At 72.2% G+C, this 13375-nt stretch carries 12 protein-coding genes; 5 read left to right on the top strand and 7 right to left on the bottom strand.

Features of this window, described 5'->3' with window-relative positions:
* Positions 1-140 precede the first annotated feature (140 nt).
* Positions 141-1574: an ATP-binding protein gene (locus ACIBJH_RS32405; RefSeq protein ID WP_399120458.1), complete on the bottom strand. Its 1434-nt coding sequence runs from the start codon at positions 1572-1574 to the stop codon at positions 141-143.
* The gene (locus ACIBJH_RS32400) at positions 1571-2266 is read right to left on the bottom strand and encodes a response regulator transcription factor (protein WP_399120457.1); all 696 of its coding nucleotides are present in this window, start codon (positions 2264-2266) and stop codon (positions 1571-1573) included. The genes ACIBJH_RS32405 and ACIBJH_RS32400 overlap by 4 nt, the downstream gene beginning before the upstream one ends.
* A gap of 309 nt (positions 2267-2575) precedes the next feature.
* On the opposite strand from ACIBJH_RS32400, the gene ACIBJH_RS32395 reads away from it, so the two are divergent.
* On the top strand, positions 2576-3982 hold the full coding sequence (locus ACIBJH_RS32395) for a ferric reductase-like transmembrane domain-containing protein (protein WP_399120456.1): 1407 nt from the start codon (positions 2576-2578) through the stop codon (positions 3980-3982).
* Between the two features lie 33 nt (positions 3983-4015).
* Positions 4016-4213: a hypothetical protein gene (locus ACIBJH_RS32390; RefSeq protein ID WP_399120455.1), complete on the top strand. Its 198-nt coding sequence runs from the start codon at positions 4016-4018 to the stop codon at positions 4211-4213.
* Positions 4214-4262: 49 nt separating this feature from the next.
* Here ACIBJH_RS32390 and ACIBJH_RS32385 read toward each other — a convergent pair whose 3' ends face one another.
* From ACIBJH_RS32385 to ACIBJH_RS32365, 5 genes are all read right to left on the bottom strand, one after another.
* Entirely contained in the window at positions 4263-6362 is a 2100-nt protein-coding gene (locus tag ACIBJH_RS32385; RefSeq protein WP_399120454.1) for an MMPL family transporter, read from the bottom strand.
* 142 nt (positions 6363-6504) lie between these two features.
* Positions 6505-7176: a response regulator gene (locus ACIBJH_RS32380; protein WP_399120453.1), complete on the bottom strand. Its 672-nt coding sequence runs from the start codon at positions 7174-7176 to the stop codon at positions 6505-6507.
* Entirely contained in the window at positions 7173-8369 is a 1197-nt protein-coding gene (locus ACIBJH_RS32375; RefSeq protein ID WP_399120452.1) for a sensor histidine kinase, read from the bottom strand. The genes ACIBJH_RS32380 and ACIBJH_RS32375 overlap by 4 nt, the downstream gene beginning before the upstream one ends.
* A 110-nt stretch (positions 8370-8479) precedes the next feature.
* Positions 8480-9268, bottom strand: a complete 789-nt coding sequence (locus ACIBJH_RS32370) for an IclR family transcriptional regulator (protein ID WP_399120451.1) — start codon at positions 9266-9268, stop codon at positions 8480-8482.
* A gap of 22 nt (positions 9269-9290) precedes the next feature.
* Positions 9291-9716, bottom strand: coding sequence for a MarR family winged helix-turn-helix transcriptional regulator (locus tag ACIBJH_RS32365; protein ID WP_262057552.1), 426 nt, complete (start codon positions 9714-9716; stop codon positions 9291-9293).
* Positions 9717-9947: 231 nt separating this feature from the next.
* On the opposite strand from ACIBJH_RS32365, the gene ACIBJH_RS32360 reads away from it, so the two are divergent.
* The 3 genes from ACIBJH_RS32360 to ACIBJH_RS32350 are packed head-to-tail and all read left to right on the top strand — an operon-like array spanning position 9948 to position 13373.
* Complete coding sequence (locus tag ACIBJH_RS32360) at positions 9948-10865, top strand: SDR family NAD(P)-dependent oxidoreductase (protein WP_399120450.1); 918 nt, start codon at positions 9948-9950, stop codon at positions 10863-10865.
* A complete protein-coding gene (locus ACIBJH_RS32355; RefSeq protein WP_399120449.1) occupies positions 10865-11734 on the top strand; it encodes an amidohydrolase family protein in 870 nt (289 codons plus the stop codon). The genes ACIBJH_RS32360 and ACIBJH_RS32355 overlap by 1 nt, the downstream gene beginning before the upstream one ends.
* A 10-nt stretch (positions 11735-11744) precedes the next feature.
* Positions 11745-13373 carry a long-chain fatty acid--CoA ligase gene (locus tag ACIBJH_RS32350; protein WP_399120448.1) on the top strand — a complete coding sequence of 543 codons (1629 nt, stop codon included), beginning with the start codon at positions 11745-11747 and terminating at the stop codon, positions 13371-13373.
* Positions 13374-13375 lie beyond the last annotated feature (2 nt).

The following is a 13375-nucleotide window of genomic DNA, read 5'->3' as shown; positions in this document are numbered from 1 at the left end:
CGGTAGCCGGTAGCCGGTAGCCGGTAGCCGGTAGCCGGTAGCCGGTAGCCGGTAGCCGGTAGCCGGTAGCCGGTAGCCGGTAGCCGGTAGCCGGTAGCCGGTATGCGGGCATCGAGCCCGTTCGTGCTGCAACCCCGCGTTCAGTCTCGTGTCGGCTCCCCCTGCCGCTCCTCACCCTCCGCCGCTGGAAGCGCGAGCGTCGCCTCCAAGCCGCCCGCCGGGCTCCGGCCGAGGTGGAGCGTCCCATGGTGAAGGCGGGCCTGCTGGTCGACGAGGGCGAGGCCCAGGCCGGAGCCGGGGGAGCGGGTGCGGGTGCCGCGGGTGAAGCGTTCCGTCATGGCGTGCCGTTGATCGGCGGGGATGCCCGGGCCGTCGTCGCCGACGCCGATCCGGACCGTGCCGGCGTCCCGGGTGAGCCGGACCTCGACGGCACCGCCGGGACGGCCGTGCAGGGCCGCGTTGTCGAGGAGGTTGTCGACGGCCAGGCGCAGACCCACCGGCCAGCCGTCCACCTGGACGGGCGTGGACGCGTCGGCCGTCAACTCGTAGGTCGTGGTGGGGTGTCGGCGGGCCGCCTGCGCAACCGCCGTGTCGAGGAGTTCGCCCACCACGACCCGGGTGCGTTCGGGCAGCGCGTGGGCGTCGCCGCGGGCGAGCGTCTGCAGTCCGGTGAGCAGGGCGGTGATACGGCGGTGCTCCGCGTTCATCGCCTCAAGTGCCTTGGCCCGCTGGGAGGTTGGGAGGTCAGGGTTGCGCTGGAGGGTCTCCAGGGTCACTCCGATGCTGGTGAGTGGGGTGCGCAGTTCGTGTCCGGCGTCGGCGGTGAAACGGCGGGTGGACTCCATGCTCGTACGCAACTGGTCCAGCATGCTGTTCAGGGCCCGGGAGAGGTCGGCGACCTCCTGCGGGCGTTCGGCGGCGGGGAGTTGAGGTCCCGCCGTGTCGGCGCTGATCGCGAGGGCGCCGGTCCGCAGCCGCTCCAGCGGCTGGAGGATGATTCTGGTGAGCAGCCAGACCCCGCCGGCCGTCGCCAGCGCGGCAAAGAGAGTCACGGCGGCGACGATCGCGGTGTTGTCCGCGAGCCGCCGTTCGATGGGGTCGATGTCTTGGAGGACTTCGAGACGGTACCCGCCGGTGTCCAGCGGCCGGGTCAGCGAACGCCAGGTCTGCCCACCCGCGTCGACGGTGCGGTAGCCGTCGCGCGTCGGCGGCGGGAGCGGGGCGGTAGGGGTCTCGCCGTGCTGGGCGACGACCTTCCCGCCGGAGATCAGCCGGACCAGACTCTGACTGCCGGCCAGCAGACCACCGTAGTCGTCCCCGCTGTCCCCGCTGTCTCCGCTGTCTCCGCTGTCTCCGCTGTCTCCGCCGTCCGGATGCCCGCTCTGGTCCAGGAGCTTTTCGGCGTCCTGGTCGCCCTTCTCGACCCGGGCGGCGAGCTGCCGGTCGACGTCGGTGCGGTCGCGGTGGTCGATGCGGACGACGATGACCAGCCCGGCGAGCGCGACCACGACCGTGACCAGCACCGCGACCGCGGCCGTGATCCGGGAGCGCAGACTGCGCGGCAGCCGGCTCACGGGCCGGTGCTCAGCACGAAGCCGATCCCGCGCACGGTCCGCAGCACCCTGGTGCCGCCGTCGGCCTCCAGTTTCTTGCGGAGGTAGCCGATGAACACGTCCACCACATTGGTGTCCACGTCCCAGGTGTAGCCCCACACCTGCTCCAGGAGCTGGGCCCGGGACAGGACCTGCCCGGGCCGGTGGGCGAGCGCGAGCAGCAGGTCGAACTCGCGGGTGGTCAGCCGCAGATCCCGGCCCGCCCGGGACGCCACCCGGCGCGCGGGCTCGATCGCGACCTCGCCGACGACCAGGGGCCGTTCGGCGGTCGACTCGTGCAGCCGGACCATCGCGTGCAGCCGCGCCGACAACTCCCCTACGGAGAACGGTTTTACGACGTAGTCGTCCGCGCCCGCCGCCAGCCCCGCGACCCGGTCGTCGACCTCGTCACGGGCGGACAGCATGCACACCGGCAGCGTCCGGCCCTGGGCGCGCAGCACACGCACCACCTCGACCCCGGACAGGCCCGGCATCGTCACATCCAGCACGATCACCGACGGCGGCCGGCCGGCGACCTGGTCGAGGGCCGCCTCGCCGTCCTCGGCGAGCCGGACCGTGAAGCCCTCAAGACCGAGCCCCAGGTCCAGGGCCGTGCGCACGCCGGGGTCGTCGTCGACCACCAGCACCTCCGGTCTACGGCCCACCGCCGCCATGCAGCACCTCTTCCTCACCGGCACCCGCGGCAGCGGACACCGTCGCCTGCCCCAAGGATCGGCGCCGAACGACAAGGAAGTCTAAGAACCACGCGGTCCACTCCACCCGCCGAGCCGAAGTCGGCGCAGGTCAGCGGCCCGCCCGTTGAGCCCGGGCGGGGGAGAAGCGCCGGCTTCTTAAAGCGGCCACAAGAAGCCTCGCAAAGGTGATCACCAGGCCCCGCCCACGGGCCACAGGCCCCGCCCACGCGGCCCCGCCCACGCGGCGCCCCCCTCGCCCCCCGACCCCGTGACGAAGGAAGCCGGCCGATGACCCTGCCCACCGTCCTGCCCCGAGGGCAGCGCACCCCGCCCGCCCCACCCCGCCGCGCGCGGTTCACGCCCGCCGACCCGCTCGGCGCGCTCGCGATCCTCTCCGTGGTCGCGGTCGTCGCCCTGTGGGTGATGAACCAGGGCGGCCCGCTCTCCCTCACCGCCTCCGACCGGGCGACCGGCTCCCTCGGACTGCTCGCCGGGCTGCTGGCCTCCGACCTGATGATCCTCCAGGTCGTCGTCCTCGCCCGGATCCCCTGGGTGGAACGGTCCTGGGGCCACGACCTGCTCACCCGCCGCCACCGCCTGCTCGGATTCGCCTCGTTCTGGCTGATGATCGCCCACGTCGTCCTGTTCGCCGTGGAACGCACGGCCCGCGAACCGTCGGCCCAACTGGCCGCGCTGCTACGGCTGTTCGTCACCGACTCCTGGATGCTCTGCGCGACCGCGGGCACCCTCGCCCTGATCATGGTCGTCGTCACCTCGATCCGCGCGGCCCGCCGCCGGCTCCGCTACGAGTCCTGGCACCTCCTGCACCTCTACTCCTACGCCGGCATCGCGGCCACCTTCCCGCACACCTTCACCGACGGCGCCGACTTCCACGAGACCTGGACCCGCGTCTACTGGTGGTGCCTCTACGGCTTCGCGTTCGCCGCCACCTTCCTCTACCGCCTCGCCCTGCCCGCCTGGCGCTCCCTCGGCCACCGGCTGCGCGTGGAGTCCGTGGTCACCGAGGGGCCCGGCACGGTGTCGGTCACGCTCAAGGGGCACCGCCTGGACCGGATGCGGACGGCCTCCGGCCAGTTCTTCGTCTGGCGCTTCCTGGACGGCCCCGGCTGGTCCCGCGGCAACCCCTACACGCTCTCCGCCGCCCCCACCCCCGACCGGTTCCGCATCACCATCAAGGCCGCCGGCGACGGCAGCACCCGCGCCGCCCGCCTCACCCCCGGCACCCGCGCCCTGATCGAGGGCCCCTACGGCACCCTCACCGCCCGCCGCCGCACCAGGCCCCGCATGCTCCTCATGGCCGCCGGAATCGGCATCACCCCCATGCGCGCCCTGATCGAGGACACCCCCTACGGTCCCGGCGAGGCCACGCTCATCTATCGCTACGGCACCGACGAGCACGCCGTCTTCGTGGACGAACTCCGCGCCCTCGCCGCCCGCCGCGGAGTCGAACTGATCCTCCTCCCGGGCCCTCGCCGTGCCGACACCTCCTGGCAGGCAGCGGGCCCCGCGCACCTCACCGACGACGTCCAGGCCCTGAAGAACCTCGTCCCCGACATCGAGCACCGCGACGTCTTCGTCTGCGGCCCGCCCGCCTGGATCACCGCCGTCCGCCGGGCGGCCCGCGCCGCCGGAGCCCACCGCGACAGCGTCCACACCGAAGACTTCGCCTGGTAACAGCCCCTCCCCGACCCACCTTCAGGAGCACACATGCGACGCATCACCCTCTGGTTCACCGCGACCCTCGCCGTGGCCGCCCTCCTCCTCGCCTTCCAGCTCAACGCCTCCGGCGCGACGGGCAAGTCCGGAGACGGCGGCGACCACATGCCACCCGTCGGCAACGCCTCGGCGACCCCCGGGAACGACACAGTCGGCGACCACGTCGGAAGGCCCGGCGAGAACAAATAGCCCGCGCCGGGCCCGAATCCATGGCTCACCGATTCACCGATTCACCGATTCACCGGCTCGCCAACTCCCGCTCCACGGGCGCCTCTTCACGCAGCCCGAACCGGTCGTGCGCCCGGCGGAGCAGCTTCGGTGCCCACCAGGCCCGTCGGCCGAGCAGCGCCATCGTCGCCGGAACCAGCAGCATCCGTACGACAGTTGCGTCGATCAGCACCGCGAGGGTGAGGCCGAGGCCGATCTGGAGGATCGGGGAGAAGCCGCCCGTCATGAAGGCGCCGAAGACGACGGCCAGCAGCAGGGCGGCGCAGGTGACCACACGTCCCGAGCGGCGCAGGCCGGTCACCACGGCCTCCTGGTCGTCGCCCGTCAGGCGCCGGGCCTCGCGCATCCGGGCCAGGATGAACAGCTCGTAGTCCATGGCGAGCCCGAAGGCGATCGCGACGATCAGCGGCGGTGCCGTCAGGCTCAGCGCGCCCAGCCCCTGCGCACCGAGGGCGCCGGCGAGATGGCCGTACTGGAAGACCCACACCACCGCCCCGAGCGCGGCCCCCAGGCTGAGGAGGGTGGTCGCGATCGTGCGCAGCGGGATCAGCACCGAGCCGGTGAAGGCGAACAGGAGGAGGAAGATTCCGGCCAGGACGGTCGCGGCGGCCCACGGCGCACGGTCGGCGAGCATCGTACGGAAGTCGACCAACCGGGCGGCGGTACCGGTGACTTGGACCGGTGCAATGCCGCGCGTCTCCCGGACCTGCCGGACGAGGTCGGTGGCCGCGCTGCCGTCGGCGCTGCCGGGCGGTTGCAGGGACACGACCGTGCCGCCGTCGGGAAGGGCGCGGGAGGTGGCGTTCGGGGAGAGGGCGCGGACACGGTCGGCGGTCGCGGCGTCGGTGCCCGGTCGCAGGACGACGGTCACGGGGGAGACCCCGGTCCCGGCCGGGAAGTGCGCGTCGACCGTGTCGTACAACCGCCGTGCCTCGGTGCTCCTCGGGAGTTGCTGGGCGTCGCCGATACTGATCCGCAGGCCGGTGACCGGCAGGGCGAGGACGAGCAGGGCAGGGACGACGACGGCCAGGACGGCGATGCGGCGGCGCGTCGCGAAGCGGGCCAGCCGGGCGAAGACCCGCCCCTCCTCGGCCCCGGGCCTGGCCCGCGCCGGCGCGATCCCGCCGCCGAACCGGGCAAGCAGCGCGGGGAGCAGCGTGACCGCGGCCAGCATGTCGACGACGACCACGGCCGCCACCGCGAGGCCCATGCTGCGCAGGAACGTGCTCGGGAAGACGAGCAGACCGGTCAGGCTGACGGCGACGGTCAGCCCGGAGAACAGCACGGTACGGCCCGCCCGGGCCACCGTGCGGTGCACGGCCTCCACCACGTCCGGGGTGTCACGGCGTTCCTCGCGGAAGCGGACCAGCATCAACAGGGCGTAGTCCACGGCGAGTCCGAGCCCCAGCATCGTGGTCACCTGGATCGCGTACACCGAGATGTCGGTGACCTGGCTGAAGGCGAACAGCGCCAGAAACGCCCCCGCGATCCCGCTGACCGCGATCACCAGCGGCAGCGCGGCGGCCCGCAGACCGCCGAACACGACCAGCAGCAGGGCGAGTACGACCGGCAGCGAGACCAACTCGGCGCGCTGCACGTCCTGTTGGGCCCGCTCACCGATCTGCTTGCCCAGCAACGGGCCGCCGCTGACATGGACTTCGGGCGCGTCGATCTCCCGGATCCGGTCGGCCGCCGCGTCCACCGCGTGCTCCTCGGCGACGTCGCCCAGCCCGCCCTTGAGCGTGACGGGGATCAGCAGCGCCCGCCCGTCCCGCGAGGTGAGGCCGGGTGTGGTGTACGGGTCCGGTACGGCGGCGACCCCGGAGAGGGCGCGGACGTCCGCCACGGCGCGCTCGACCCGGTCGCGCAGGGCGGGGTCGGAGACCGCGACGCCCGCCACGACACCGGTGACGGTCTCACCGGCCGGATCGACCCGGTCGAGATACTGCGCGGCCGACTCGGACTCGGTGCCCGGGACTTCGGGCACATTGTCGGACAGCCGCCCGAACACGCCCGTCCCGAGCCCGAACCCGAGCAGCAGGAAGAGCACCCAGACAGTGATCACGGTCAACGGACGGCGGGTCGCCGCCCGGGCGAGTGTGGCGAGCACGGTCCCTCCCGGCGGGGCATCGGATGACATGCCTGCCAGGCTGCTGCGGGAGGGGGTGTCACCGGATCGCCGGGACGGGCGGTTTCGGAGACTAGGTCGTACGGGGGAGGAGGGGGCCGTTCCTCGCCCGTGCGGGGGAGGACTAGGGTGCCGCCCCCGGTGTCACCAGCCCCGTCTCGTACGCGCAGATCACCGCCTGCACCCGGTCCCGCAGCCCCAACTTGCCCAGCACATTGCTGACATGGGTCTTCACGGTGTGCTCGCTGACGAACAGGGTTCCCGCGATCTCGGCGTTGGACAGGCCCCGGGCGAGCAGCCGCAGCGTCTCCTCCTCGCGGGCGGTCAGGACCTCCAGACGGCGGGGCGCGACCTCGGCGACGGCCTCCTCGCGGCGCCGCCGCACGATGTCCGCGACCAGCCGCCGGGTCACCGTCGGCGCGAGCAGGGAGTCGCCGGCCGCGACCACCCGTACCGCGTGCACCAGGTCGTCACGCCGGACGTCCTTCAGGAGGAAGCCGCTGGCGCCCGCGTACAGCGCCTCGTACACGTACTCGTCCAGGTCGAAGGTGGTCAGCATGACCACCCGGCAGGCGGACTGCGCGCACACCTGACGGGCCGCCTCCAGGCCGTCCATCACCGGCATCCGGATGTCCAGCAGCAGCACGTCGGGCGCGTGCCGGCGCACCGCGGCCACCGCCTCGGCACCGTCCCCGGCCTCCGCGACCACCTCGATGTCCCGCTGCGCCTCCAGGATCATGCTGAAGCCACTGCGCACCAGCTCCTGGTCGTCGGCCACCACCACCCGGATGCTCACCCCGGCGCCGCCTGCCGGTCGGTGGCGACGGGCAGCCGTACGACGACCCGGAATCCGCGGTCGGGACCGCGCCCGGTCTCCGCCGTACCCCCGCAGGCGGCCGCCCGCTCCCGCAGTCCGATCAGCCCGTGCCCGCCGCCCGTGGTGCCCGTGGGGCCTCTTCCGTCGTCCGTCACCGTCAGCGCCAACTCGTCCTCCGCCCAGTCGAGTTCGACGGTAGCGGCGGAGGCGCCCGCGTGCTTCACGGTGTTGGTGAGCGCCTCCTGCACGACGCGGTAGACGGCGACCTCCGTGTCCGGGGGCAGCGGGCGCTGATCCCCGCCCGTTCTCAACTCGACGCGCAGACCGGCCGATTCACCGACCCGGCGCACCAGACCGGGCAGTGCGGCGACCCCCGGCTGCGGCCGGTGGCCCGAACTTCCTTTCCGCTGCTCCTCCTTGAGCACCCCGAGGATGCGCCGCAGCTGGACCATCGCGTCCCGGCCCGCCCCCGCGATCGCGTCGAACGCTGCCTCGGCCCGCTCGGGGTCACTGCGGACGACCACCGGACCGGCCTCCGCCTGCACCACCATCAGGCTCACCGCGTGGGCCAGGATGTCGTGCATGTCCCGCGCGATCCTGGACCGTTCCTGCGCCATGGCCCGCGCGGTGTCGGCGGCCCGCTCGCGTTCGAGGCGCCGGGCGCGGTCCTCCAGGGCCGCGGTGTACGCGCGCTGGACCCGGGCGAGAGACCCGAAGCCGTAGGCACACAGCAGGCTCAGCAGATGGAAGGCGTACTCGAAGGGCCGGGCGTGCTCCTTGTGCTGCATGACCACGGACACACCGGCCAGCCAGCCCGCGAGCATCAGCCGCCGCTGCCAGGGAAGACACCGGGCGGCGACGGTGTACAGGACGACGAGACCGCCGTACATCACGTCCGGCGGCGGGGAGTGGTACACCGCCATCGCGGGCGTGGCCGCCGACACCACCCACGCCGTCGCGAACGGCGCCGCCCGCCGCCACACCAGCGGCACCGTCGTACCGGCCCCGAGCAGCCAGCCCTGCCAGCTGAGCGGATCACCGCCCTCGTCGGGGAAGAGCCACTGCAACGACACCGCGAACAGGACCAGCGCCGCGAGCGCCGAGTCCACGGCGTACGGATTGGCGGCCTTGAGCCGGGCGACGACCGGCGCGAACCAGTGCTGCACACGCATGAGCGGCTCCTCGGGGCAAGGGCCGTTCCAGTATCGCGACGTCACACCGGCGGGGCCTCGCCGGTGAGAGGGATATGAGGGGGATATCCGCGCCGGCCCGGCGGATCCCGTCACGGCTCCGGCCGCCACCCCAGCGCCCGCGAGATCCCCCGTGCAGCGAGCCGTACCGCCGGGATCAACGCCGGTACCTGGGCGTCCACTTGGGGCACCACGACCGACACGGCCGCGACCACCGCACCGCCCGGCCCGCGCACCGGAGCGGCCACCGACAACGCGTCGTCCGTGACCTGACGGTCGCTCACCGCCACACCGGCGCGCCGCACTTCGGCCAGCACCCGCCGCAGCCGTACCGGATCGGTGATCGTGTACGGCGTGAAGGACGCCAACTCGCCCGCGCAGTAGGTCTCTTGGGCGTTCGGGTCGTCGTGGGCCAGCAGGGCGAGGCCGACGCCGGTGGCGTGCAGCGGCCAGCGGGCGCCCACCCGGATGTGCACGCCGACCGCCGAACGGCCCGAGATCCACTCGGTGTAGACGACCTCCGTGCCGTCCCGCACCGCCAACTGCACGTTCTCGTGCGTCGATTCGTAGAGGTCCTCCAGGTAGGGCAGGGCCACTTGGCGCAGCGCGAGGCCCCGGGGTGCGAGCGCCGCGATCTCCCACAGCCGCAGTCCCACGTGGTAGACGCCGGACGCGTCCCGCTCCAGCGCGCCCCACTCGGTGAGGGCGCCCGCGAGCCGGTGCGCGGTGGTCAGGGAGAGCCCGGCCCGGCGGCCGATGTCGGACAGCGACAGGGCCGTGTGCTCGTGGTCGAAGGCGGCGAGCACGGCGAGCAGCCGGTCGGGGGCGGAGCGGGCGGTGTGCGCGGTGCGGGCGGTCGGCTCCGGCCGGGTGGTGGTCATCGCCGTACCTCCTTGTGCGGCGTCAGGCGAGTCCGTCCTCGGCGACCTGCTGCAACAGCGTGTGCAGGGTCTCCCGCTGGGTCGCGTCCAGCGGGCCGAGCAGTTCGTTCGTCACCCGCAGACCGGCCTCGTCCGTGTCGCGGAGGAAGCCGCGGCCGTCCTCCGTCAGAACCACGATGCGGCTTCGCCGGTCGTCGGGGGAAGGGCGCCGCTCGGCGAATCCCAGCTTCTCCAGGTCGTCGACCAGACCGACGATCGCGCTCGGGTCGTAGCCCAGCCGTGTGCTCAGCTCGCGCTGGAGGGCGCCCTCGGACGTGGCCAGGAAGCGGAGCAGCGCGTAGTGGCGCAGGCGCAGGCCCGACTCCTGGAGGAACGTGTTGAAGAGCTGGCCGGAGCGCAGGCCCAGCCGGTACAGGAGGTAACCGGTGTCCGCGTGCAGCCCGCGCATCCACGGCTCGTGCGCGTCGATCGGGGGGTTCGCGGCGTGCTGCTGGCGGGCGATGGCGGGCTCCCTGGGTCGAGGCCCCGGGGTGGGGCGTGCGGTGGTTCGTGGTCAGTGTGACGCACCTGGTCCGTCGGCAACAACTATTGACGTCAACAATTATTGCTCTTAGCTTCGATCTCGCGGCCGCACTCCGGTGGGGCCGGCAGCCGCATCGCCTTGTGAAGGGACTCGCTCGTGCCCAGCATCGATCTGACCGGCAAGGTCGCCGTCGTCACCGGCAGTGGCCGGGGCCTCGGCCTCGCCTACGCGCAGGCCCTGGCCGCCCACGGCGCGTCCGTGGTCGTCAACGACATCGACGAGGCGGTGGCCGACCAGGCCGTGAAGTCGATCACCGAGGCGGGCGGCACCGCCGTCGCCGAAGTGGTCCCGGTCGGCACGACCGAGGCCGCCGAACGGCTGGTCGACCGTGCCGTCGAGGAGTTCGGACGGCTCGACATCCTGGTCACCAACGCGGGCATCCTGCGCGACAAGGTGCTGTGGAAGATGACCGACGACGACTTCGACGCGGTGATCACCACCCACCTCAAGGGCACCTTCACCTGCGCCCGCGCCGCCGCCGTACGGATGCGCGAACAGGGCGAGGGCGGCAGCCTCATCCTGGTCGGCTCGCCGGCCGGCCAGCGCGGCAACTTCGGCCAGACGAACTACTCCGCCGCCAAGGCCGGCATCGCCGCCTTCGCCCGCACCTGGTCCATGGAACTGGGCCGCGCCGGCATCACCGTCAACGTGATCGTGCCGGTCGCCGCGACCGCGATGACCGAGACGATCCCCGCGTTCGCCCCGTACATCGAGGCCATGCGGGGCGGCGAGGCGCTGCCGGACTTCCTCCGCAAGGGCGAGGGCTTCGGCACCCCCGAGGACTGCGCCGCCCTCGTCCCCTTCCTCGCCTCCGAGGCCGCCCGCTCCATCACCGGCCAGGCCATCGGCATCGGCGGCGACAAGGTGGCACTCTGGTCCCACCCGCAGGAGATCAGCACGGCCTACGCCGACGGCGGCTGGACCCCCGACACCCTCGCCGTCGCCTTCCCCACCTCGGTCGGCGCCGAACTCCAGTCGGTCGGCATCCCCGCACCGAAGCTGCCGGAGGCGTGATGGACCTGAGTGGCCTTGTCGCGATCGACGTCCACACCCACGCGGAGGTGTCCTCCAAGGGGCATTCCTCCCTGGACGACGATCTCCACGACGCCTCCTCCGCCTACTTCAAGGTCGAGGGCAAACGGAAGCCGACCCTGGAGGAGACCGCCGCGTACTACCGCGAACGGAAGATGGCCGCCGTGATCTTCACGGTCGACGCCGAGTCCGCGACCGGCACCGAGCCCGTCCCGAACGAGGAGGTCGCCGAGGCCGCGGCCGCCAACGCCGACGTCCTCATCCCCTTCGCGTCCATCGACCCGTTCCGGGGCCGAGCGGGCGTGAAGCGGGCCCGGCGGCTGGTCGAGGAGTACGGGGTGAAGGGCTTCAAGTTCCACCCCAACATCCAGGGCTTCTTCCCCAACGACCGGGCCGTGGCCTACGACCTGTACGAGGTCATCGAGGAGACGGGCGCCATCGCCCTCTTCCACACCGGCCAGACGGGCATCGGCGCGGGGGTACCCGGAGGCGGCGGCATCCGCCTGAAGTACTCCAATCCGCTGCACGTGGACGACGTGGCGGCCGACTTCCCCCACCTCAAGATCATCCTGGCGCACCCGTCCTTCCCCTGGCAGGACGAGGCCCTCGCCGTCGCCACCCACAAGCCCGGCGTCCACATCGACCTCTCCGGCTGGTCGCCGAAGTACTTCCCGCCGCAGCTCGTGCAGTACGCCAACACCCTGCTCAAGGACAAGGTCCTCTTCGGCTCCGACTACCCCGTCCTCACCCCGGACCGCTGGCTCGCCGACTTCGAGAAGCTGCCCATCAAGGACGAGGTCAGACCGAAGATCCTCAAGGACAACGCCGCCCGCCTCCTCGGGCTGACGTAAGGGGCACCGGATGCGCAACGAGGGACTGGGGTCATGGCCCGCACGCCGGGCCCGCAAGACCCCGCATCGCACGGCTTTGGTGTACGGCGGATCGTCCACGGTCGACGGTCGACAATTGACCGCCCACGATAGTCCGTCGACGGTCGCTCATGAATCGTCGGCAGGCCACGGTGGTTCGTCGACAGTCGACAGCGGATCGTCGACGGGCAGCGACGGCTCGTCGATGGACTACGGCACATTGCACACAAGAACCACCCGCCTCGCCCACGCCCTGCGCACCCGGGGCGTCCGCCGCGGGGACCGTATCGCCTACCTCGGCCCCAACCACCCCTCCTACCTGGAGACCCTGTTCGCCGCAGGCACGCTCGGCGCGGTCTTCGTCCCGCTCAACACCCGCCTCACCGCCCCGGAGATCGCCTACCAACTTGCCGACTCCGGCGCGAAGGTCCTCCTCTACGGCCCGACGCACACCGCCCTCGTCGCCGGCCTGCCGGGCAGCACCGACGTACGTGTCTTCATCGAAGTCGGCCCCGAATACGAGGAGTTGCTCGAAGCGGCGGCCACCGAGCCGATCGACGAGCCCGTCACCGCCGACGACACCTGCATCATCATGTACACCTCGGGCACGACCGGCCGCCCCAAGGGCGCCATGCTCACGCACGGCAACCTGACCTGGAACGCGCTCAACGTCCTCGTCGACACCGACCTGATCGCCGACGAACGCGCCCTGGTCTCCGCCCCGTTGTTCCACACGGCAGGCCTCAACATGCTCACCCTGCCGGTCCTGCTCAAGGGCGGCACCTGTGTCCTGGTCGAGTCCTTCGACCCGGACGCCACCTTCGACCTGGTCGAACGGCACCGGATCACCTTCATGTTCGGGGTGCCGACGATGTTCGACCGGATCGCAAGGCATCCCCGCTGGGCCGACGCCGACCTGTCCTCGCTGCGCATCCTCACCTGCGGCGGCTCCCCGGTCCCCTCCCCGCTCATCGCCGCGTACCAGGAGCGGGGCCTGACCTTCCTCCAGGGCTACGGCATGACGGAGGCCGCGCCCGGCACCCTGTTCCTGGACGCCGAGCACGCGGTGAGCAAGGCGGGTTCGGCGGGTGTGCCGCACTTCTTCAGCGACGTACGGGTCGTCCGGCCGGATCTCACCCCCACCGACGTCGGCGAGACCGGCGAGGTCGTGGTGCGCGGACCGCACGTCATGCCCGGCTACTGGGGGCTGCCCGAGGAGACCGCCGCGGTCTTCGCCGACGGCTGGTTCCGCAGCGGGGACGCGGCCCGGACCGACGACGACGGATACGTGTACATCGTCGACCGCATGAAGGACATGATCATCTCCGGTGGGGAGAACATCTACCCCGCCGAGATCGAGGACCTGCTCCTGGCCCACCCCGACGTCGTCGAGTGCGCGGTCATCGGGGTCGCGGACGACAAGTGGGGCGAGGTGCCGCGGGCGGTCGTCGTACCGCGGGAAGGCGCCTCGCTCGACCCCGACGAGGTACTGGCCTCGCTGGCCGGCCGCCTGGCCAAGTACAAGATCCCCAAGTCGGTGGTGGTCGCGGACGAACTCCCGCGCACCGCCTCGGGGAAGCTCCTCAAGTCCCGGGTGCGCAAGCGCTTCGGCGACCAGTAGAC

This window comes from Streptomyces sp. NPDC050548 (genome assembly GCF_044457385.1).
Lineage (GTDB): Bacteria > Actinomycetota > Actinomycetes > Streptomycetales > Streptomycetaceae > Streptomyces.
Note: the sequence above shows the minus strand (reverse complement) of the source record. Positions and strands in the feature narration are given on the sequence as shown.

Coding starts and splice junctions, on each gene's coding strand:
- ACIBJH_RS32400 (WP_399120457.1), bottom strand. CDS start 2,266: ATGGCGGCGGTGGGCCGTAGACCGGAGGTGCTGGTGGTCGACGACGAC.
- ACIBJH_RS32395 (WP_399120456.1), top strand. CDS start 2,576: ATGACCCTGCCCACCGTCCTGCCCCGAGGGCAGCGCACCCCGCCCGCC.
- ACIBJH_RS32390 (WP_399120455.1), top strand. CDS start 4,016: ATGCGACGCATCACCCTCTGGTTCACCGCGACCCTCGCCGTGGCCGCC.
- ACIBJH_RS32375 (WP_399120452.1), bottom strand. CDS start 8,369: ATGCGTGTGCAGCACTGGTTCGCGCCGGTCGTCGCCCGGCTCAAGGCC.
- ACIBJH_RS32370 (WP_399120451.1), bottom strand. CDS start 9,268: ATGACCACCACCCGGCCGGAGCCGACCGCCCGCACCGCGCACACCGCC.
- ACIBJH_RS32365 (WP_262057552.1), bottom strand. CDS start 9,716: ATGCGCGGGCTGCACGCGGACACCGGTTACCTCCTGTACCGGCTGGGC.
- ACIBJH_RS32355 (WP_399120449.1), top strand. CDS start 10,865: ATGGACCTGAGTGGCCTTGTCGCGATCGACGTCCACACCCACGCGGAG.
- ACIBJH_RS32350 (WP_399120448.1), top strand. CDS start 11,745: ATGCGCAACGAGGGACTGGGGTCATGGCCCGCACGCCGGGCCCGCAAG.